Here is an 18548-nt window from a genome sequence, read left to right on the forward strand (position 1 = left end):
TCAGCGCACCTCTTCGTACGGCAGGCCGACGTAGTTCTCCGCGATATTCGCCAACCCCACGGTGGAGTTGAGGAAGTACTCGCGATCGGCCTCCTGCATCTTGCGGTCCCAGGCGTCCTTCTCGCCGTCGAAATCGTGCAGCAGGTTGGTCATGAACCAACTGAAACGCTCGCCTTTCCATACCCGGCGCAGGGCCAGCTCGGAGTATTTCTCCAGCAGGTCGCTGCGCCCTTCGCGGTAGACCTTGACCAGGATGCGGTACAGGTAGCAGACGTCCGAGGCCGCCAGGTTCAGGCCCTTGGCCCCGGTCGGCGGAACGATGTGCGCGGCATCGCCGACCAGGAACAGCTTGCCGTACTGCATCGGCTCGACCACGTAGCTGCGCAGCGGGGCGATGCTTTTTTCCAGTGACGGGCCGGTGACCAGGCGTGCGGCGACGTCTTCGGGCAGGCGCGCTTTCAGTTCGTCCCAGAAGCGCTCGTCGCTCCAGTCCTCGACCTTGTCGGTCAGCGGCACTTGCAGGTAGTAGCGGCTGCGGGTCAGGGAGCGCTGGCTGCACAGAGAGAAACCGCGTTCGTGCTGGGCGTAGATCAGCTCTTCGTTGACCGGCGGGGTATCGGACAGCAGGCCGAGCCAGCCGAACGGGTAGACCCGCTCGTATTCGGTGAGCACGCCTGCGGGAATGGTCTTGCGCGAGACGCCGTGGTAGCCGTCGCAGCCGGCGATGTAGTCGCAATCGATGCGCTGGCGCTCGCCGTCTTTCTCGAAGGTGACGTAGGGGCGTTCGCCCTTCACTTCGTGCAGTTGCACATCGCTGGCCGAGTAGATGATCGGCGCGCCGTTGGCGGCCCGGGCGTCCATCAGGTCGCGGGTGACTTCGGTCTGGCCGTAGACCATCACGCTCTTGCCGCCGGTGAGTTCGCTCAGGTGGATTGGCACGCGCTTGCCGTCGAACACCAACTCGACGCCTTCGTGGACCAGGCCCTCGGCGTCCATGCGGGCGCTGACGCCGGCTTCGCGGAGCATGTCGACGGTGCCCTGTTCGAGGACGCCGGCGCGGATGCGGCCGAGGACGTAGTCGGGGGTCTGGCGTTCGATGATGATGTTGTCGATGCCAGCCTTGTGCAGCAGCTGGCCGAGCAGAAGGCCGGACGGACCGGCGCCGATGATGGCGACCTGAGTGTTCATGGCGGTTGTCTCGTGTTTGTTTTTAGGGGTGAGATCGCCTGTATTTTTTGCCGATTAAAAGGGGAAAAGAAGGTGATTTGTCGCGGGTAAATTGCACTTTTGCAAAATCTGTCCGATTATCGACCAGCCTCTCGGGCCTCATCGCTGGCAAGCCAGCTCCCACAGGTATAGCGGTGCACGCGGTCCCTGTGGGAGCTGGCTTGCCAGCGATGAGGCCATCAGCACCAACGAAAAGAGTCCTGATGAAAACCAATCCCCCACCCGTCCCCGTCTTCAAGCTCTACGGCGAAAGCCAGGCCTGGCCGACCCCGGACCTGCTGCATTGCGAGTCCATCCCCAAGCGCAGCAGCCTCTACCACTGGGAGATCAAGCCGCACCGCCACGCCGACCTGTTCCAGCTGCTCTACGTGCAGCACGGCCAGGCGACGGTGGAAGTTGAAGGGCGACGCAGCAAGATCGTCGAACCGTCGATACAGGTCACCCCGCCGCTGTGCGTGCATGGCTTCCAGTTTTCCGAGGATATCGAAGGCTATGTGCTGACCCTCGGCGCGCCGCTAGTGGCGCAACTCGAAGCCCGCCTGGGCGCACCGTTGGCAGTACTGGCCTCCGCCGGCTGCTATGCGCTGGGCGAGGACCGCGCCTTCATCAACACCCTGTTCGAAGCCCTGCTCAAGGAATATGACGGCAGCGCCGCCTCCCGCGACCTGGTGCTGGGCTCGCTGGTCAACGTGCTGATGGTGTGGATAAGTCGCATGCGGCAACAAGGCAAGGTCGCCAGTGGACGGGACGAGCGCAACCGGCAGTTCCTTGGCGGCTTCATCAAGCTGGTGGAGCAGCACTATCGCGAGCACCTGACCGTGGAGACCTTTGCCCACCGCCTGGGCATGTCTGCCGTGCACCTGAACAACCTGTGCCGCCAACTGGCCGGGCAGACCGCGCTGCAGATCATCCACCAGCGCCTGCTGCTGGAGGCGCGGCGCAACCTCGTCTACACCAACATGACCGTGGCCCAGGTCTCGGACGCCCTGGGCTTTGCCGATCCGGCCTATTTCTCGCGGTTCTTCCGGCGCCTGACCGGCCAGTCGCCGAACGGCTTTCGCCGCGGCGGCGACCAGGCGCCGGAATGAGCCGTCAGCAGCCCTTGTCCTGGGACACTTCCTGGGTCGCCTCCTGCAAGGCCGCCGCTACAGCCGCCGCATCATCGGCGGTGTAGACCCGCCCACCGGTGTTCTCCGCGGCACAGTTGGATCCGGTGCTGGCGCTGATATTGACGATGTTGACCCGCAAGCGCGGCTTGCTCAGGGCGATGTTCTCCGACACATGGCAGATGTCGGTGCCGCAGCCGTCGCGACCATCGACGAACATCACGATCACGCCGTCGCGGTTCTGCCCGTCCATTTCCTGCGCGGCGGCTTCCAGGCTCATCCCCAGCGCGGTACCGCCACCGGCCTTGAGCTTGCCGATGCGCTCGATCAGTTCGCCGCGCTGGTTGTGCCCGAATACACCAAGGTCCACGGGTGTGCGGCAGCCGTTGAAGGTCACCAGGCGCATCGCGACCTTGTCGTCGAGGTCGTTGATCACCGAGATCAGCGAACTCTTCGCCACGTCCATCCGCGTGGTGCGCTGGCCCGGCGCGACCGGGATGAAGGATTCGACGATGGGGATCCTGGCCATCACGCTGTAGTACCACGGGTCCTCCGGGCGCTTGACCCGCAGGCGCTCGTCCATCGAGCCGGAGGTGTCCAGCACCACGGTGAATTGCGAGGGCTGGAAGGTCTGGCCTGGCGTGCACATTGCGGTCTGGTCGGACTGCCAGCGCGCCCAGAGCATCGGCCAGCTCAGCCACAGCCAATAGAGCAGGCCCAGCAGCAGGGCGAGCAGCAGCCAGGGCCACAGGCGCCAGCGCCGACGTTCGACCATGACCACCACTGGCGCGGGTTTTGGCTTCGGCGGAGGCGGAGGCGGTGCCGGTGCCTGGACCGGCGGAGGCGGCGGTGCAGGTGCCGGAATCACCGGCTCGGGCTGCCCCCAGCGGACGATCAGCGGCTCGCCGTTGACGCTGTACAGGTTGGCCAGGTCCGGCGCGCCGATCAGGCTTTGCAGGGCCTGCGCCACCTCCGCCTGGCCGCGCTGCTGCAGCGCGCTGGCAAGCTGGCCGACGGCGGCCTGGCGCTCGCCGAAGCGTTGCAGCAAGGCTGCCTGCTGGTCCTTGCCCAGGGCCGCATAGGGCTGCGGCTGGCCTTCCAGCTCCGACCACCATTCCAGTACGCCATCGCGGCCTTGCCGGGGGATCGCATAGAGGTGCGCGATGCTCGGTGGAAAGTGCTTGCGGATGGTCGCCACGCGCTGCACGAGGGCAGCGGCGGCGTCCTGGCTGGCGAGGGTGTCGCGGATAACCCGTTGCATCGTTATTCCTGGCAGTTGCCGCCGCGGGTGACTTCGCGGCTGGCTTGTTCGAGGGCTTTGGCGACCTGCGCCGCGTTGTCGCCGGTGTAGACACGGCCACCGGTCGCTTCGGCGACGCAATTGGCTTCGCTGTTGCGGCTGATGTTCACCAGGTTCACCTTCAGGCGCGGCTGGTGCCGGGCGATGTTCTGCGCCACCTCGCAGACGTTGCGGTCGCAGCCGTCCGGGCCATCGACGAACATCACGATCACGCCGTCGCGATCACGGCCGTTCATCTTGCCGGCGGCGACTTCGAGGCTGGCGGCCAGGGCCGTGCCATCGTCCGCCTTGAGGTTGTGGATCCCGCGGATCAGCGCCGGGCGCTGGCTCGGCACAAACAGGCCATGGTCGACCGGTGCCCGGCAGCCGTCGAAGGTGACCACGCGCATGTCGATGCTCGAATCCAGGTTGTCGATCAGGCGGGTCAGGCCCTGCTTGGCGACGTCGATGCGCACCGGCTCGGCGGTGATCTGCGCGATACGTTGCGGGTCCGGAACGGCCATTTTGTTGAGGACCTTGAAGAACCACTGTTCATCCCGGTCGGAAGCTTCCACGCTGAGGTTCATGGAACCGGAGGTGTCGAGCACCACGGTGAACTCCGGTGGCAGCTCCTGCGCGGGCCGGGTGCAGGCGGGTTTCGCCGCAGGTGCGGGGTCCGGCTTCACGGGGGCAGGGACAGGCTCGGGTACCGGCTCGGGCTTGGGCTCGAGCACCGGTTCTGGCACCGGTTCAGGAGCCGGGGCGCTCACTGCGGGCGGTTCGACCACCGGCGGGACGGGCGCCTCCGGGTGCAGCCAGCGCATCAGCCACGGCCAGGCCAGCCACAGCAGCAATGCCAACAGCAGCAGGGCCAGCAACGGCAGCAGGAACCATGGCAGCCAGAAAACCCGGCGCGGCGGGACCACGGGCGCGGGCGGCGGCACCTCGGCTACCGGTGGTACGGGTGGCGGCGGGGGCGGTGGCTCGCTCCAGCGGGTGACCAGCGGCTGGCCGTTGACGCTGTAGAGGTTCTCCAGCTTCGGCGGGCCGATCTGCCGCTGCACTTGCGCGGCTTCCTGTTCCAGGCCACGGCCACGCAGTTCTCCGACCAGTTGGCGCAAGGCGCCCTGGCGTTGTTCATAGACACCGAGCAGGGCGGCCTGCTGCTCCTGGTTCAGATCGAGGTAGCGCTGCGGCTGCCCTTGCAGCTCGCTCCACCACTCGCGGGTGCCGTCCTGGCCGGTCCGCGGAATGGCGAACAGATGGGCCACGCTGGGCGGGAAATAGCGGGTGATCAGCGCCGTGCCCTGTTCCAGCAATCCTGGGTCGTCCTGCGAGGGACTGGTGTCGCGGATAACCCGCTGCATAGTGGTGTCCTGAAAAAAGAGGTCGGCAGCCGAAGCTGCCGAAGGGGATTACTCGTAGCCCAGGCTCAGTTGCAGGCGGCTGACCTGTTTCTGCAGGGACTTGAGCTCTTCCTGGCGGGCGGCCAGCTGGGCGCTGCTGGCGTTCTTCGCAGGCGCCGCCTTGGCGGCCTGGAGCTGTTTCTCCAGCCCGGCGATCTGCTGCTGAACGTCCTGCTTGTTAGCGTGACGGGCCTTGAGCGTGGTCAGCAGCCCGCTCAGGGATTTCTGCAGCGCGGCCTGCTGGCGTTGCTGGATGGCCAGGTCCTGGCGGGTGCTGGCCTGCATGGCAGTCAGTTCGTCATAGACCTGGTTGAACTGGCGGTTCTGCTCTTGCGCGGCCAGCAGGTCCTGCTCGCTGTTGCGCACGCCTTCGGCATAGCCGCCGCCGTAGTCGCAGTTGAGCTTGCCGATCAGGCTGGTGTCGCTGTTCGAGGCGTTGCATTGCGAGGCCGTGGTGGCGCAGCCGCTCAGGCTGGCCAGGACCACGACGCCGAGAAGCAGACGAAACGTCATGGTCCGCTCCTTAGCCCAGGGTGATAGCCGAGCGCTGGCTGTACAGGCCGTCGACTTCCTGCTGCAGCGAAGCGACCTTGGTGTTCATCTTGGCGATTTCCGCCTCGACCTGCTTCAGCTCGGCTGGCTTGGCGCCGGAGTTACGCTCGGCCAGGGTCACTTTCTGGTATTCGCTGACGTTGGTGTGCATGGTCTTCAGGTCGCGGTTCATCAACTCGAGGTTCTTGTCGATATTGGCCAGGTCCTGCTGGGCCTTGGCCTTGTCCACGGTCTTGGCCTTGATGTTCTTCTGGATATCGGCGATCTGCTGCTTGTCGTCGGCGATCACGCGCTGCAGGGTGTTGCTGCGCTCGGCGAGCTGGGCGTTTTTCTTCTGCACTTCGCCGGTCATCGCGTTCAGCCGCTCGGTGGTGTTCGAGTACTGGGCGCGACGCTGGTCGAGGTAGTAGTTGGCACCCATGGCCACGCCACAGGCGGCTACGCCGGCGACAATGGCGCAGGTCGCCTTGTTGCCCGAGTTGGACAGCACGCAGGCCAGCACGCCGGCACCGGCGGCCAGGGCGCAGGCCTGGTAGCCGGAGGTGCTGAAGAACTTGGCATCATTGCCGGTGGTCAGGCGCGGGTCGGCGGTGCCGCCCTTGTCGTCGGTCAGCGAGCTGCCGGTGCTGGCGCAACCGGTAACGGCCAGGGCGGCGACCAGCATCAGGCTGATCCACGAACTGAAACGGGCGGGTCGGGTGAAGCTCATGGTTGCTCTTCCTTGGGGGCTGGAGTCAGTGGGTCACGGCCTTGCAGCTTTTCAGCCAGGCGTCGGTGTCGATTTTCTGGGTTTTGAGAAACGCCTGCTGGTTGGCCCAGTGGGTGCGCAGGTAAGGCGTCAGTTCCTTGAGGTTCTTGTTGGCGGTCAGCACACCTTCGAGCACCGGCACCTGGGCGGCGATCAGCGGCTGGCCGTACAGCGAGCCGGAGTCCACCAGGGAGCTGGCGTAGTAGCGGCTGAGCTTGTGCAGGCGGTCGTTCTGCTCGTCGAGCTTGGTCTTGCGCATGCCGCAGGTCGGGTCTTCCTCGCCGGTCTTGCAGTTGGCGCTGTAGTTCTTCTGCAGGAAGTCCAGGTAGTGGCCGTCGTCGAGCATCTTGGTGCAGAGGAAGGCGCCCAGGTTGAGGCTGGCGCGGATCGCCTGGTCGCGGGCTTCCTGCTGTTGCTGGTTGCTGGCGCGCAGCTGGTTCTCGACGGTCTTGAGCTGGCCCTTGAGGGCGGCATCGTCGACGCTGGAGGCGAGGTCCTCGAGGGCCTTGACCGTGCCCTTGTCCTTGCTTTCGGCCACCGGCTGGTCGGCGCCGAGGGTGCTCCAGCTCTTCTCGATGGTCTTGACCCGCTCGCGCGAGGTCAGGGTCGGCGACACCAGGGCCAGGCGCAGGCCGTTGGTCTTCTTGCTCACCGCGCCTTCGGCGTCGTAGTACGGCTCTTCATGGCGCGCGGCGGTGCGCAGCTCGCCCTCGGCGGTCAGGTAGTTGCCGCCACGCACCACGAAACCGCCGGCCTGGCCGTGCTGGCGGTCGAGCTTGTTCAGGCGGAAGGGCTCGAACATCATCTCGCTGGCGTTGCCGAGCATGTCGTGCAGGCCCAGCGGGTTGGGCTTGAGCAGGCCGCTCAGTTGCAACTGGCCGTTGGACGATTGCGAGCCGGCGAACCATTCATAGGCGTTCAGGCCCTCGGGCATCGGGTAGCGGCTGTCACGGAATTCGGCGCTGCTGACCTGCAGGCCGCCACGGGCAGCGAACTCCCATTCCACCTCGGTCGGCAGGCGCAGGAAGCCCAGGGCGCCGTCTTCCTTCGGCAGCTTGGCGGCGGCATTGGCGCGCAGCCAGCGGTTGTACTTGTCGGAGGCCTGCAGGGCGTCCAGCCAGCTCACCGAGACGATCGGCAGGCGCTGCTTGTTCGATGGCGTCGGGCAGGTCTCGTCCATCAGCGCGCGGTACTGCAGCTGGGTCATCTCGTACTTGGCCATCAGGAAGTAGCGCGACTTCTCGCCCTTGGCGCTGGTGAAGCTGCCGGCGATGAAGGTCGGCCGGGTCTGCTCGACGTAGCCGTACTCGGCGCTGTCCTGGCCGATGTTGATCGGGTAGTCGTCCAGCGGGCCGGCCACCGGGATCAGCACCTTGCGGAACACCATGGCGCCATCGCAGGGCATGGGCAGGACCACATCGTCGGCGTCGGCCATCGGGTTGTAGAATTTCTCCTCCCAGGTGGCTGCATGCGCAGTCAGCAGGCAGCCCAGGGTCAATGGCGCGAGGGCCAGGCGGGCACAGGTTCTAGAGTTCACGCAGACTCTCCGCAGGTTGTATCCGGATCGCCCGCAGGGCGCCGATCAGGGCGACCAGGCCGGCGACCAGGAACGCCAGAAGCAGGGCCACCAGGCCGTGCCAGACAGTGATATGGCAGATGAAGGTGCCGGTCGCGGCGCTGCTGCCGAGCAATTGGTCAAACAGCAGGCTGCCAAAGTAGTAACAGGCGAGGCCGCCGAGGTAGCCGGTCAGGCTCAGCACCAGCGCCTGCAGCACAACGTACCCGGCCACCGCCGGGCTGGTGAAACCGAGCAGGCGCAGCACCGCGAGGTCGCGGCGCTTGCGGTCGATATTGGCGAGGAAGGCGCCCACCAGCGAGGCGATGCAGCCGATCAGCGCGGCCCCGGCAATCACCCCGAAGATCAGCCCGAGCACATGGTTGATGGCCTTGACGTTGTCGATCTCGGCCAGGCGGCTGGCGGTTTCGATGCGCTGGCCGTTGAGCCATTGTTCGAGGGGCGCGACGCTGTCGATATCCCGGGCGTAGACCCGGGCGCGGGCGTAGCCGACCTTGACCCCGTCCAGCGGCTGGCCGCTGCCGGCGCCCAGTTCGGGCACCAGATAACCGTCGCGGTAGTGCTCCAGCTGCAGCAGCAGGGCGGGGCTGACGAACGCCGCCGGGCGGGCGAAGCGCACGTTGTCGAGGACCGCGCGCACCTGCAATGTGCGCTCACCGCGTTCGTTGACTTCGTTTAGGCGGCGGCTCACCCGCAGGCGGATGCTGTCGCCGGCCTTGGCCTCCAGGCGCTGTGCGGCGCGCTCGCTGAGAATCACCTGGTCGCCTTGCAGCGCGCTCAGTTCGGTGGCGAGCAGCGGGTCGCCGGCCTGGGTGGGAATCACCTCGACGCTGTCGGCGAAGCGGCCACGGGCGCCGAGCAGGTCGGCCTGGGTGTTCAGCGAGCGGGTCTGGCCGATGGCGAAGCCGGTTTCCGGCAGCCCCCGCAGGCCTTGCAGCCAGTCCTCGCCGTAGTGGCCGCTGCTGAGCATCTTCACTTCGAGGTTGCGCGGGTCGCTGAGCAGCTCTTGCTGCAACTGGCTGACCACCCCGTGCTTGAGGCCGAACAGCAACAGCAGCGGCGCGATCACCGCCACCAGCGACGCGGCCATGCACAGCGAGACGTTGCGGTCGTGCCAGAGGTCGGCGAGAGACAACCGGGCGAGCAGGGCGAGGCGCTTAAACGGGTTCAAAGCGTGTCTCCCCGTCAGCGTTGACCGCGCCCAGGCGCGGTAGGCCGAAGTCTTGCACCAGGGCCCAGTCGTGGGAAACCAGCAGGGCGCTCATGCCCAGCTCCGCGACCAGGTTCAGCAGCAGCTCGAACAGGCGCCGGGCGTTGTTAGGGTCCAGCGCGGCGGTCGGTTCGTCGGCCAGCAGCACCGGTGGCTCGTGGGCGATGGCGCGTACGCAGGCAACTCGCTGGCGCTCGCCGATGGACAGGGCCTGGGGCAGCTTGTCCAGCAGCGGTTCGAGGCCGAGGGCGGCCACCGCCTTGTCCACCGCCACGCTGTGCGGCGCCAGGCCCAGCAGGCGGCGGGGCAGCAGGATGTTGTCGCGGACCTTGAGGAACGGCAGCAGCCCGCCGCTCTGCAGGACGAAGCCCAGCTCCCGCGCGCGCAGGGCGGCGAGGGCGGTTTGCTGGTCATCGGCAAGCAATTGCGCCACGTCTTCGCGACCGGCGCCGAGGCAGTAGTGCTCCAGGCGCTCAGGCTTGAGCAGCAGGCCGATGGTTTCGAGCAGGGTGCTCTTGCCGCAGCCGCTCTCGCCGGTAATCGCCAGAATCTGGCCCGGTTGCAGTTGCAGTGCATCCAGGCGCACCGCGTGCGCCTGGGGTCCCTGTCCGCGGACCACTCTCAATCCCTTGATATCGAGCATGAGCGGTCAGGGCATCATTTCCAGTGGCACGGGGTAGACGTTGTCGCGGCTGTCGGCGCCCGGGGCCAGGGCCACCCAGCGGTCGACATCGGCGTTGTAACGCTGGTAGTGGCGCAGCTTGGTGCCCAGGTTGCGGATGAATTTCTCCTGGGCCAGGCCGTCCCAGCCTTTCCAGGTCTCTTCGTCCAGGTTGAGCACTTCGCTGTGGTATGGCAGGTCCTCGAGGTACTCGCCGAGCACGCCGAGGTCGGCCACCTTGGTGGTCGAGCCCTGTTTCAGCTGGTTCGGGTCGGCGCCCATGGTCGCCGCCACGGAACGCAGGCGGGTGAACATCTCGGTGGGCGAGATCATGCCTTCGTTGGCCGCGTCCAGGACCTGCTTGAGCACGTCGCTGAGGTCGCTGAGCTGGGCCTTGGTCAGCAGCACGCGGACATCGGTGGTCGGCACGTTCTGCTTGATCAGGTCACGGTCGCTGATCCACGCCTGGAACACCGGCGGCGCCTGGGTGCCGGTGGTCTTGCCGAGGTAGGCCAGCTGCATGGCGTGGCCGATCAGCGCGGCGTCGTCGAGCATCTTCTGCTCGGCCGGGTCGGCCTTGGCATTGGTCGCGCTGCCGATGGCGTCCTCGCCCATGTAGGCGGAACGCACCTGCTGGGTGATCGCGCTGGCGAGGCTGTCGACCTTCTGCCCGAAGGCATTCACGTCACCGGCATTGACCGGGTAGTACAGCGAGGTGTTGGTGCCGGGGAAGTTCGACAGCACGCGGTACTGGGCTTCGGCGGCGCTGTGGTTCTTCGCCCCACTCGGGGTCTTCAGGTGCAGGGTGTAGAGGGCGACGCCCGGGTTGCTGGCCTCGATCTTCACCTGCTCGGCACCCAGGCCGGTGCTGGACAGCTTGTCGCCGCCGTCGATGGCCCCGGCGTCGGTGATCAGCACCACGTAGCGGGCGCCGAACTGGCTCCAGTCGACCTTGTCGATGGCATGCATCACGCCGGCGTAGGCATCCTCGTCGAAGACGCTGCTGGAGACCTTGGCCTGCTTGAGGTCAGCCACTTTCGCCAGGAAGTCGGCACCGTCCTTCACTGTGTTCGGGTCGGCGTACATCTTGCTGACGTACTCCAGCCCCGGCACCGCCTTGGTGCTGGAACGGAAGGCGACCAGGCCGAACTTCACCTGCTGGCCGAGGTTCTCCTTCTCCACCTGCGCGTAGACCCGCTTGATCGCTTCGCGGGTGCGGTCGATGTACGGGTCCATGGAGATGGTCGAGTCGATGACGAACACCACCGCGGCGCTGAACGCCTTCATCTGGGTCTTGGCGCCGGCCGGGTCCGCCGGATTGGCCTTGGCGGCGCTGGCGGCGTCGGCCTTGCTCACCGAGGCGACATTCAGAATGCGCGTGCGGAAGCCTTCCTCGGTCATCACCTCTTCGCCGCTCAGGACCGGCAGCAGGTAGAAGTTCTTCTGCAGGTCGACGAAGTATTCCGGCTCCTGGGCCAGTACGCCCGGTGCTTCCTTGCCGTTTTTCAGCTGGGCGCGGATCGGTGCCACCTGGCTGACCGGATCCGGCGCGTCGAGGACGCCTTCGAGCTGCTTGCGCTCCTTGAAGAACAGCAGGCGGTCACGGTTGGCCGGGTTGGTGAAGGCCAGGGTCAGTTGCATCTTCCACTCGACGGTGCAGGCGCCCGGCAGCCAGCCGATGGTCTTGCCCTGGGTATCGGGCCCGACGCGCAGCCAGTCATTGCCGTCCACGGCGGAGCGTTCGTAGACGTAGAAGCGGCTGAAGGCCGGTTGCGCGGCCCCGGGTGCGCCGCCAGCCGCGCTGCTGAGTTTGCAGCTCGGGGTGGTCAGGACGCGCTGGAACAGGGTCTTCTTGCCGTCCTGCAGCAGCGGTTTGTCCGCCGCCAGCAGGGCCGGGCTCAGGCTCATGGCCAGGAGGGCGACACCGAGACCGCGCAGGCTCATGGCTTGAGTTCCTCGAAGCGTGCCTTGGCTTCGGCGTTGTTTTCATCGAAGCCGAGGATGGTTTCGTACCAGTAGGCCGCGGTGGCGTTGTCCGGAGCCTTGAAGCACTCGCTTGGCTGCAGGTACTTGGGGTCGTACTCGCGGGCATAGGCGCTGGCGATCTCGATATCGCCGCCCTGCGCGCGGTTGGCGTACAGGCGCTGGGCCACGCCGCAATGGTTGCTGGCCTTGGCCTGCTTGATCACTTCCAGCACCGTGGCGCTGTCCGGCTTGTTCTGGATACAGGCCTGGACGAAGGCCAGTTCAGGCTGGTTCTGCATGCTTTCCAGAGTGCACGGCGTGGCGCCGGCAGGCGCGGGTGCCGGTTCTGGTGCAGGAGTCTCTGCCACGGGAGGCTTCGCTTCCGGCGCAGGTTGATCCTTCTTGTTGAACCACCACCAGGCGGCACCTGCAGCGATCAGGGCCAGCAGCACCAGGATCACCACCGGGATCACCCAGCGATTGGATTTGGCAGGTGGAGGCGGTGGCGGTGGTGGAACCAGGCGCTCGGGCACGATTTCCGGCTCTGGTGTTGGCTCTGGCTCTGGCTCTGGTAGCGGCTCTGGTACTGGCTCCGGCTCTGGTACTGGCGCTGGTGCGGGAACCGGTGCCGGTGCTGGTGCCGGCTCAGGCGCTTTCGGCATCGGCGAGTTGAGGTCCGCCGAAGCGACCAGGGTCGGGTTCAGGCGCACCATGTGCACTTCGGTCAGGCCGGTGGCCGGCTGGTTCACTTCGATACGGAAGTTCGCCGTGCCGCTGGCCTGCAGCAGCGGGTTGATCAGGTTCGGCCCGATGCGGGTCTCGATCGCGCCGCCCTCGGCAGCGGTCATGCCGTCAAGAGGGAACCAATGGGCAACGTCGCTCCAGAGCCCGCCTTCCTGCAGGAACTTCTGGGTCTGGCTGCTTTGCAGGGAGCATTGCAGGCCCTCGCCGGAACCTTCCCAGCCGGTGATCCGCAGCACGCCATGGCCTGGCGTGTTCACGTCCAGCGGCAGCACATCAACTCTGATACCCATTGCACTCAACTCGCTTCAAAAGTGTTGAGCAGGACGGCCAGCTGGCGCCGCTGCTCGGTAGTGATTTCCGGATCGGAGCCGCTCTTGGCGTTCTCCTTGATCAGCCAGGCCAGGCTGGACAGCCAGTCCATGTGGAAGCGCTGCTCCTGATGCGAAGGCGTCTCAGGCAAGTCCGGCAGATCGCCCACGGCCACCTTGCCGTAGAAGTCGAACACCGGGCCCTTGGTACCCAGCATGCGCGTTGGCCGCTGTTCGAGCGGTTTACCCAGCAGGCCGAACCACGACAGGAAATCGCGCATCACCAGTTGCACCTCCAGCACCTGGCGCTGCACCAACTGGTCACGACGAGCACCGCCGATGATGCGCCGGGTCACCGCCGCGTCCAGTTGTTCGAGCAGGGCCGGGCGCCGTGCGGCGCTGACCAGTTCTTCGACCAGGCCGTCCATCAGCTCGCGGGTCATGCGCAGGCTAACCAGGCGCTGGGGCTGGTTGCCGATCTCGCGCATGTGCTTGATCCACGCCTTCAGCGCCGCACGGGCAAAGCGCTGCTCGGCGTTCAGGCGCCTGGCCAGCGGCTTGGCCGCGGGTGCTGAAGCGGGGGCCGGCGCGTCGTCGTCGCCGAAGTCGAAGTCGATCGCCGGTGCCTTGTTGGCCGGCGCGGTGAACGCCGGCTCGGTCTCGCCGGCCTCGTCTTCGTCGTCATCGACGTTGTACACACCGCTCAGGTACAGCTCGCGCAACTGCTCGGTGGGCAATTGCAGGGCGAGAATCACCTCGCTGATGACGTCGGGGTCGGCACCCAGCGGCCTGAGGAGGAGCTTGATCTTCTGCATCTTGCGCGCCAGCAGCGCCTCGAAGTCCTCTTCGCGCCAGGCGTAGAGGCCGTTGTCGAGCAGGCTGGTGCGGCACTCGTGCAGTTGCTCCTCGATGCGCGAAAGCTTGAAACCGATATCGGCGAACGGCGTAAAGCTGGAGGCGAAGCGGCTGATACCGCCGTCATTCATGCCCATCACTGCCGCGAAGGAGGCTTCGGGCTCTTTCACATGGCGCACGATGTCCTTGTACACCTTGAACTCGGCGGTGAGCAGTTCAAGACTCTCGCCGTAATGCCCGGACACGCTGACTTCGTCGCCCTTGTCGTCGAAGTCGATGAATGCTCGGCTATGGCGTGGCTTGCGCACCAGATAGGTGTTGTTGAACGGCTGGCCGGACCAGTCCAGCATCCAGTCCTCAGTGCCAAAACGCTCGACGATGGTCATTTTCATCAGGTTTTCGCACGACTCGATGCGTAGCGGACGGCTCGCCTTTTTCAGCGATTCGTCGATCCAGATGTCCATCATGGTGATCGCCCAGATCAATCCTGGCACCCGCGCCGCACGCTCCTTTGGCGTATGGCCCTGGGTTTTCCCGATCCATTTGCTCAATACCGGGGCCACACTGACCACCTCGGCCTGTCCCTTGGCGCTGGTGCAGATCACCAGCGCGTTCATTTCCTGGGCGTCACTGTAGCGCTCGAACAGGTAGGCCACCTTGCCGCGCACCAGCAGGTTCCAGACCGGGCTGATTTCATCCGGGTTTTGCCCGTTTGACGCGTTGCGGATGTCGCTGAAGGTGTACCGCGCGCGGTAGCCCGGGAAGTCCAGCAAGTCGACCTGGTTCACCACCTCGTCATTGGGCGGGTTGACCAGGCGGAAGGTCATTTCCACGGTCAAGGCGGCCAGTTGGGCAACCGTGATGCCGACAGCGGACTGCACCTTGCCCTCTGTCGACGGCAGGACATTGATCGGCACATCGCGACGGGTTCCGAGCCGATTGAGGATCGTCACCGCCATGATGTTGTATCGTGCCTCTTCCGTGTCCTGGAAAAACGCGGTCAACGGGGCGTACACCTTCTCGGGATGCCCAAGCTTCTGCAGGGCACCGCCCAGCACTTCGTAGAGCTCGGTCAACAACGCCTGCTCGCCCCACAGCGGCGACAGGAGCCTGGCGCGTTGTCGCGTGCTCAAGCGCGGCGCGAGCTTGATGACCCGCGGCCAGTAGAGTTCGTCGAGCACGGCGAGGGGCCTGGTGAAGCTGCCCGAGAGGTATTCCCACAGGCTGACAATGTCATCGCCGTCGACCCCGGGCTGCGGCAGTTCGGCCTCCTGACCTTCGAATTCGCGCAGCAGCGCGTCGATGCGCTGCGGGGTGATCTCGTATTTGGTCAAGTCGTGGTTGAAGTCTTCCCACCAGGTGTTGCCGAGAATCTTGGCCAGCTCGATTTCCCGGAGCATCTTCAGCTCGATCGGGTAGTTGGCATCCGGCGCCGGCTGCGAACGACGGCTGAAGCGGGTGACCACACCGGTCGCCTCGGCGCCACTGCCCGTGGGGTTGATGTGCTCGAGGAAGTTCAGGGTGCGGCCACCGAAGTCGCTCTCCAGAACCCCGGCGCTGTTGGCGGCGAGCGCCGAGATCAGGTACGACTTGCCGGCCTGGGACAAGCCGAAGAAACCGACGCCCATGGGCGTCGACGCCGCGTGGCGGAGGCTCCTGGCCTGGTTGCGAGCCCTGCGCAGGCGCAGGCTCAGGTCATCGGCCTCGGCCTCGACGCTGGCGGCATTGCCGCGTACCTGCTCGATCCACTCCAGTGCCTCGCCGGCGCCCTTGTAAACGGCGCCCCAGGCATTCATCAACTGCTGCTGCTTTGGCGTAAGGTCGCTCATTTTCCTTTGACGTTCCCGCTGTCGAGCCAATAGTCGCTGTCACTCAGGCTTCCGGTTGGCATGGTGTTGAGTGAGAGCTCCAGATCCCGGTCGTAATCGAAATCGGCATCCTGGATGTTCGATTGCAAGTCGCAGATCACCAGCTTGTCGCTGATCAGGCCCTGCTCCAGCAGCAGGTCCGACGGTTCCTCGACTTCCAGGCGAATGCGCAGCACCGGGGTTTCGCCGTTCTTGCCCTGGGCGGTGGAGAAGCTGGCGCTGCCGCGCGGGGTGAAGCGCAGGGTGTACAGCGGCGAGGCCGACCAGCGCTCGGCGGACAGCTGGCGGTAGCCCAGGTGCATGTCGCCGCGCATTTCCAGCCACGGCGTGCCGCGTTGTTCGCCTTCGCCGACGATGGGCAGTTCGATGCGGCCCTTGGACGACTTGAGGTCGTGGTAGACCACATTGCGGTGCGCGATGGTACCTGCTTTGTCGATCGGGCCGAAGTGCTTGATGATCGAGTAGGGCTTGAGCTCGACGGTGCGGAAATAGAAGTTCGGCACGCTGTGCTTCGAGCACAGCAGGCAGATCATCGCGCCCACCGAGGCGGTGCTCTTCGGATCGTCGATCAGGCCGTTGCGGTGGAACGGATACCAGCCGCCGGTGCGGTAGTTCTGCAGCGGCAGGATGCGTCCGGGCGGCAGCGGGATGCACTTGCGGATGAAGGCCTGGATGCCCGGCAGGCGCGATGGCCGGCCGGTGAGCAGGAGCATGTCGCACGGATAGTGGGCGACCACTTCGCACAGCTCGGTCAGGGCCCGGGTAATGTTGATCTGGCCGCCGATGAAGGCGTTGTGAACTTTTGCCAGGTCAAAGGTGATGACGGTCTGCAACAGATCGAGGGTGCCGTCCTGGCCGACTTCGCGACGTACCGCGGCGTGGACGAAGTCCAGCACGCCGTCGTTGACTGCGGCGTCGCCGAGGATCTCGCGCCAGGTCTGGGTGACGGGCGCGTGGACCTGTGCCGGGTCGTACTGCTCGTAGGCCTTGAGCAGGGCCAGGCCCAGCGGCACGAAGACCTGCAGGTTGAGTTGCTGGCGCAGGATCCGCTCCGGCGCGGAGGCATCGCCGTTGCCGCACAGGCGCGACATCAGGGCGTCCGGTTCGCTCACCCCGGCGTCGCCCAGGGCGTTGCGGAACGACGGCAGGACGAACTCCTGGATCACGTCCAGGACGATGTCGTCACCGGCCACCTTGAAGCCATCGCGGAAACGCTGGCTGGGGATGATGTGCCCATGGCCGCCGGTGCCGCCGTTGCTGCCGCGGTCGAAGCGGTAGTCGGTGATCACCAGGTCGGTGGTGCCGCCGCCGATATCGATGGTGGCCAGGGTGATCTGGTCGCGCTCCTGGCGATCCGGGCGGGCGAGAGCTGCGAAGAACTCTTCCGGGTGTCCGTCGAAGTTCTCGTTGATCTCGTTGTACAGGTACACCAGCTGGCCGCAGCTGGCTTCGTCCCAGTCCACGCGGATGCCCGGCAGCGGCGTGCGCGGCACCACGGTCTTGTCCTTGAACGGATTGCTCTCGCCGGCGTGCCAGCCGAGGCTCTTCCATACCAGGCCGACGGCTTCGTACAGGCGGTTGCTGAGGATGCTGCGCTCGGCCTGGGGCATGCCTGGCGGCACGGTCAGGGTGATGCTGTTGAGCTGGCGCGGTACCCGGGCGTGGCCCTGGCGCGAACGCTGGGCCGGGCTGTTGATCTGGGTCAGGGCCTGGGTGACCACCTCGGCGAGCATGAAAGTCATCAGGTTGCTGCGCGAGTAACGCGGGGTGAACACCGGCATGTCGTTCTTCGGCGGCAGGTACAGGGCCTGGCCGAGATCGTTGATCAGGTGCGAGAACGGCGCGGCGGTGGCCAGCGGCTCCTTGTCGGTCTTGACGTAGGCGGTGTTGAAGCGCCAGCCGTGGCCGTAGGGTTTCTCGTCCCACAGGTAGCGTTTCGGGCTGGACAGCCCGGTCGAGCCCTCGGTGCCGCGGCGGCGGCCGGCCAGGCGTCCGGCCTCGGCGCCGACGCGGGCGATGGTCGGCCACTGGAAGGCGTTGTGGCGGCCGCTCTTGACCGAGCAGTGGTCCTTGCCGAAATAGGCCTGGGTAAATTCCACGCGGCTTTCGAAGGCGGTGTCGTAGACCTTTTCCGGCTCGCTCAGGTCGCGCAGTTCCAGCACGTAGTTGTTCTTCAGGCCCGAGCCGGACTGGCCGTGGTCCTCGATGAGAATGCCGCAGGTCCGCGAGTTGCCGACGTCCAGCACCAGGTCCACCGGGATCGGCTTGACCACGCCCTGGGTTTCGTTGGCGATGACCTTGAGCTCGGGGATCTCGACCTGGGGCTTCTCGGTGCTCTGCTCGGCCGGGACCGGGCGGCGCAGCAGGCTCAGCACGTTGAGGTAGTGGGCGATGTGGCGGTTGCCTTGCAGGTCGCGGTCGCGCCGCTCGCGGGTCCACTCGGCGCGAGCCTCGACGTACAGCTCGGCGATCCACTCGCGGATCCATACATGGGTCAGGAACCAGCCGTATTCACGGGCGCTGGTGGCCAGCTTGAAGGCCACGCCGGAGCGCACGTCGTCCTCGTTCGGCGCCAGGTAGGCGGAGCCGGCGACGGTCGGCATGATACGGCTGTCGAAGGCCAGGGTCAGGCGGTGGGTGTTGCCGTCCACATCGGGCTGCGGCAGCTTGACCAGGCGCATCCGCGACCAGTTGTTCGGGCCCTCGTCGAAGCGATTGGGCGGCATGAAACGCAGGAACGGCAGTGGCAGCCAGATGCCGTCGAACAGCTTGAGGCTGTCTTCCATCGGCACGCGGAAATGGTTGTCGTCGGTGGTGTCGAATTCCACCTGGACCACCTTGTCCGGCTCCGGCTCGTAGAAGTCCTTGTACTCGCGGGACCACAGCAGGCGCGTCGGCACCATGCCGTTGTTCAGCTGCACGAACTTGCCGGCCTGTTCGCCATCCGGTCCGAGACGCAGGGCGAAATCCATGAATTGAATGCCGGTATCGCTGACCAGCGTGACCGTTTCTTCGAACTGGGTGATTTCGGGCAACATCGTCT

The 18548-nt window shown here is 65.9% G+C and carries 13 protein-coding genes; 1 reads left to right on the plus strand and 12 read right to left on the minus strand.

Going from position 1 to position 18548, the window contains the following annotated elements; translation table 11 throughout:
- Nucleotides 1-1188 (minus strand): 4-hydroxybenzoate 3-monooxygenase, encoded by a 1188-nt coding sequence (pobA, locus tag PSEMO_RS26935; protein WP_075805938.1) that lies wholly within the window; start codon nt 1186-1188, stop codon nt 1-3.
- 242 nt (nt 1189-1430) lie between these two features.
- Between pobA and PSEMO_RS26940 the strand changes: the two genes are divergently transcribed.
- Nucleotides 1431-2315, plus strand: coding sequence for a helix-turn-helix domain-containing protein (locus PSEMO_RS26940; protein WP_075805939.1), 885 nt, complete (start codon nt 1431-1433; stop codon nt 2313-2315).
- Between the two features lie 4 nt (nt 2316-2319).
- On the opposite strand, the gene PSEMO_RS26945 is transcribed toward PSEMO_RS26940, so the two are convergent.
- From PSEMO_RS26945 to PSEMO_RS26995, 11 genes are read right to left on the minus strand one after another with little or no spacing between them, the layout of a single operon-like run.
- On the minus strand, nt 2320-3594 hold the full coding sequence (locus PSEMO_RS26945; protein WP_075805940.1) for a VWA domain-containing protein: 1275 nt from the start codon (nt 3592-3594) through the stop codon (nt 2320-2322).
- Between the two features lie 2 nt (nt 3595-3596).
- Nucleotides 3597-4979 carry a VWA domain-containing protein gene (locus tag PSEMO_RS26950; protein ID WP_075805941.1) on the minus strand — a complete coding sequence of 461 codons (1383 nt, stop codon included), beginning with the start codon at nt 4977-4979 and terminating at the stop codon, nt 3597-3599.
- Between the two features lie 48 nt (nt 4980-5027).
- Nucleotides 5028-5531 (minus strand): hypothetical protein, encoded by a 504-nt coding sequence (locus tag PSEMO_RS26955; RefSeq protein ID WP_075805942.1) that lies wholly within the window; start codon nt 5529-5531, stop codon nt 5028-5030.
- A 10-nt stretch (nt 5532-5541) separates the two neighbouring features.
- The gene (locus PSEMO_RS26960; protein WP_075805943.1) at nt 5542-6279 is read right to left on the minus strand and encodes a hypothetical protein; all 738 of its coding nucleotides are present in this window, start codon (nt 6277-6279) and stop codon (nt 5542-5544) included.
- A gap of 25 nt (nt 6280-6304) precedes the next feature.
- Nucleotides 6305-7816: a formylglycine-generating enzyme family protein gene (locus PSEMO_RS26965; protein WP_178392066.1), complete on the minus strand. Its 1512-nt coding sequence runs from the start codon at nt 7814-7816 to the stop codon at nt 6305-6307.
- Between the two features lie 28 nt (nt 7817-7844).
- Nucleotides 7845-9065 carry an ABC transporter permease gene (locus PSEMO_RS26970; RefSeq protein ID WP_075805945.1) on the minus strand — a complete coding sequence of 407 codons (1221 nt, stop codon included), beginning with the start codon at nt 9063-9065 and terminating at the stop codon, nt 7845-7847.
- Nucleotides 9052-9747, minus strand: coding sequence for an ABC transporter ATP-binding protein (locus PSEMO_RS26975; RefSeq protein ID WP_075805946.1), 696 nt, complete (start codon nt 9745-9747; stop codon nt 9052-9054). The genes PSEMO_RS26970 and PSEMO_RS26975 overlap by 14 nt, the downstream gene beginning before the upstream one ends.
- 6 nt (nt 9748-9753) lie before the next feature.
- The gene (locus PSEMO_RS26980) at nt 9754-11709 is read right to left on the minus strand and encodes a vWA domain-containing protein (protein WP_075805947.1); all 1956 of its coding nucleotides are present in this window, start codon (nt 11707-11709) and stop codon (nt 9754-9756) included.
- Nucleotides 11706-12764 (minus strand): hypothetical protein, encoded by a 1059-nt coding sequence (locus PSEMO_RS33620; protein ID WP_075805948.1) that lies wholly within the window; start codon nt 12762-12764, stop codon nt 11706-11708. Before PSEMO_RS33620 ends, PSEMO_RS26980 begins: the two co-directional genes overlap by 4 nt.
- 5 nt (nt 12765-12769) lie before the next feature.
- The gene (locus PSEMO_RS26990) at nt 12770-15466 is read right to left on the minus strand and encodes a virulence factor SrfC family protein (RefSeq protein WP_075805949.1); all 2697 of its coding nucleotides are present in this window, start codon (nt 15464-15466) and stop codon (nt 12770-12772) included.
- Nucleotides 15463-18543, minus strand: coding sequence for a virulence factor SrfB (locus PSEMO_RS26995; RefSeq protein WP_075805950.1), 3081 nt, complete (start codon nt 18541-18543; stop codon nt 15463-15465). The genes PSEMO_RS26990 and PSEMO_RS26995 overlap by 4 nt, the downstream gene beginning before the upstream one ends.
- Nucleotides 18544-18548: the final 5 nt, after the last annotated feature.

It is taken from the genome of Pseudomonas putida, from assembly GCF_001941965.1.
Taxonomy (GTDB): domain Bacteria; phylum Pseudomonadota; class Gammaproteobacteria; order Pseudomonadales; family Pseudomonadaceae; genus Aquipseudomonas; species Aquipseudomonas putida_L.

Bases quoted from the DNA above. Each gene is read 5' to 3' on its own strand.
- pobA (WP_075805938.1), bottom strand. From the start codon at position 1,188: ATGAACACTCAGGTCGCCATCATCGGCGCCGGTCCGTCCGGCCTTCTG.
- PSEMO_RS26940 (WP_075805939.1), top strand. From the start codon at position 1,431: ATGAAAACCAATCCCCCACCCGTCCCCGTCTTCAAGCTCTACGGCGAA.
- PSEMO_RS26945 (WP_075805940.1), bottom strand. From the start codon at position 3,594: ATGCAACGGGTTATCCGCGACACCCTCGCCAGCCAGGACGCCGCCGCT.
- PSEMO_RS26950 (WP_075805941.1), bottom strand. From the start codon at position 4,979: ATGCAGCGGGTTATCCGCGACACCAGTCCCTCGCAGGACGACCCAGGA.
- PSEMO_RS26955 (WP_075805942.1), bottom strand. From the start codon at position 5,531: ATGACGTTTCGTCTGCTTCTCGGCGTCGTGGTCCTGGCCAGCCTGAGC.
- PSEMO_RS26960 (WP_075805943.1), bottom strand. From the start codon at position 6,279: ATGAGCTTCACCCGACCCGCCCGTTTCAGTTCGTGGATCAGCCTGATG.
- PSEMO_RS26975 (WP_075805946.1), bottom strand. From the start codon at position 9,747: ATGCTCGATATCAAGGGATTGAGAGTGGTCCGCGGACAGGGACCCCAG.
- PSEMO_RS26980 (WP_075805947.1), bottom strand. From the start codon at position 11,709: ATGAGCCTGCGCGGTCTCGGTGTCGCCCTCCTGGCCATGAGCCTGAGC.
- PSEMO_RS33620 (WP_075805948.1), bottom strand. From the start codon at position 12,764: ATGGGTATCAGAGTTGATGTGCTGCCGCTGGACGTGAACACGCCAGGC.
- PSEMO_RS26990 (WP_075805949.1), bottom strand. From the start codon at position 15,466: ATGAGCGACCTTACGCCAAAGCAGCAGCAGTTGATGAATGCCTGGGGC.
- PSEMO_RS26995 (WP_075805950.1), bottom strand. From the start codon at position 18,543: ATGTTGCCCGAAATCACCCAGTTCGAAGAAACGGTCACGCTGGTCAGC.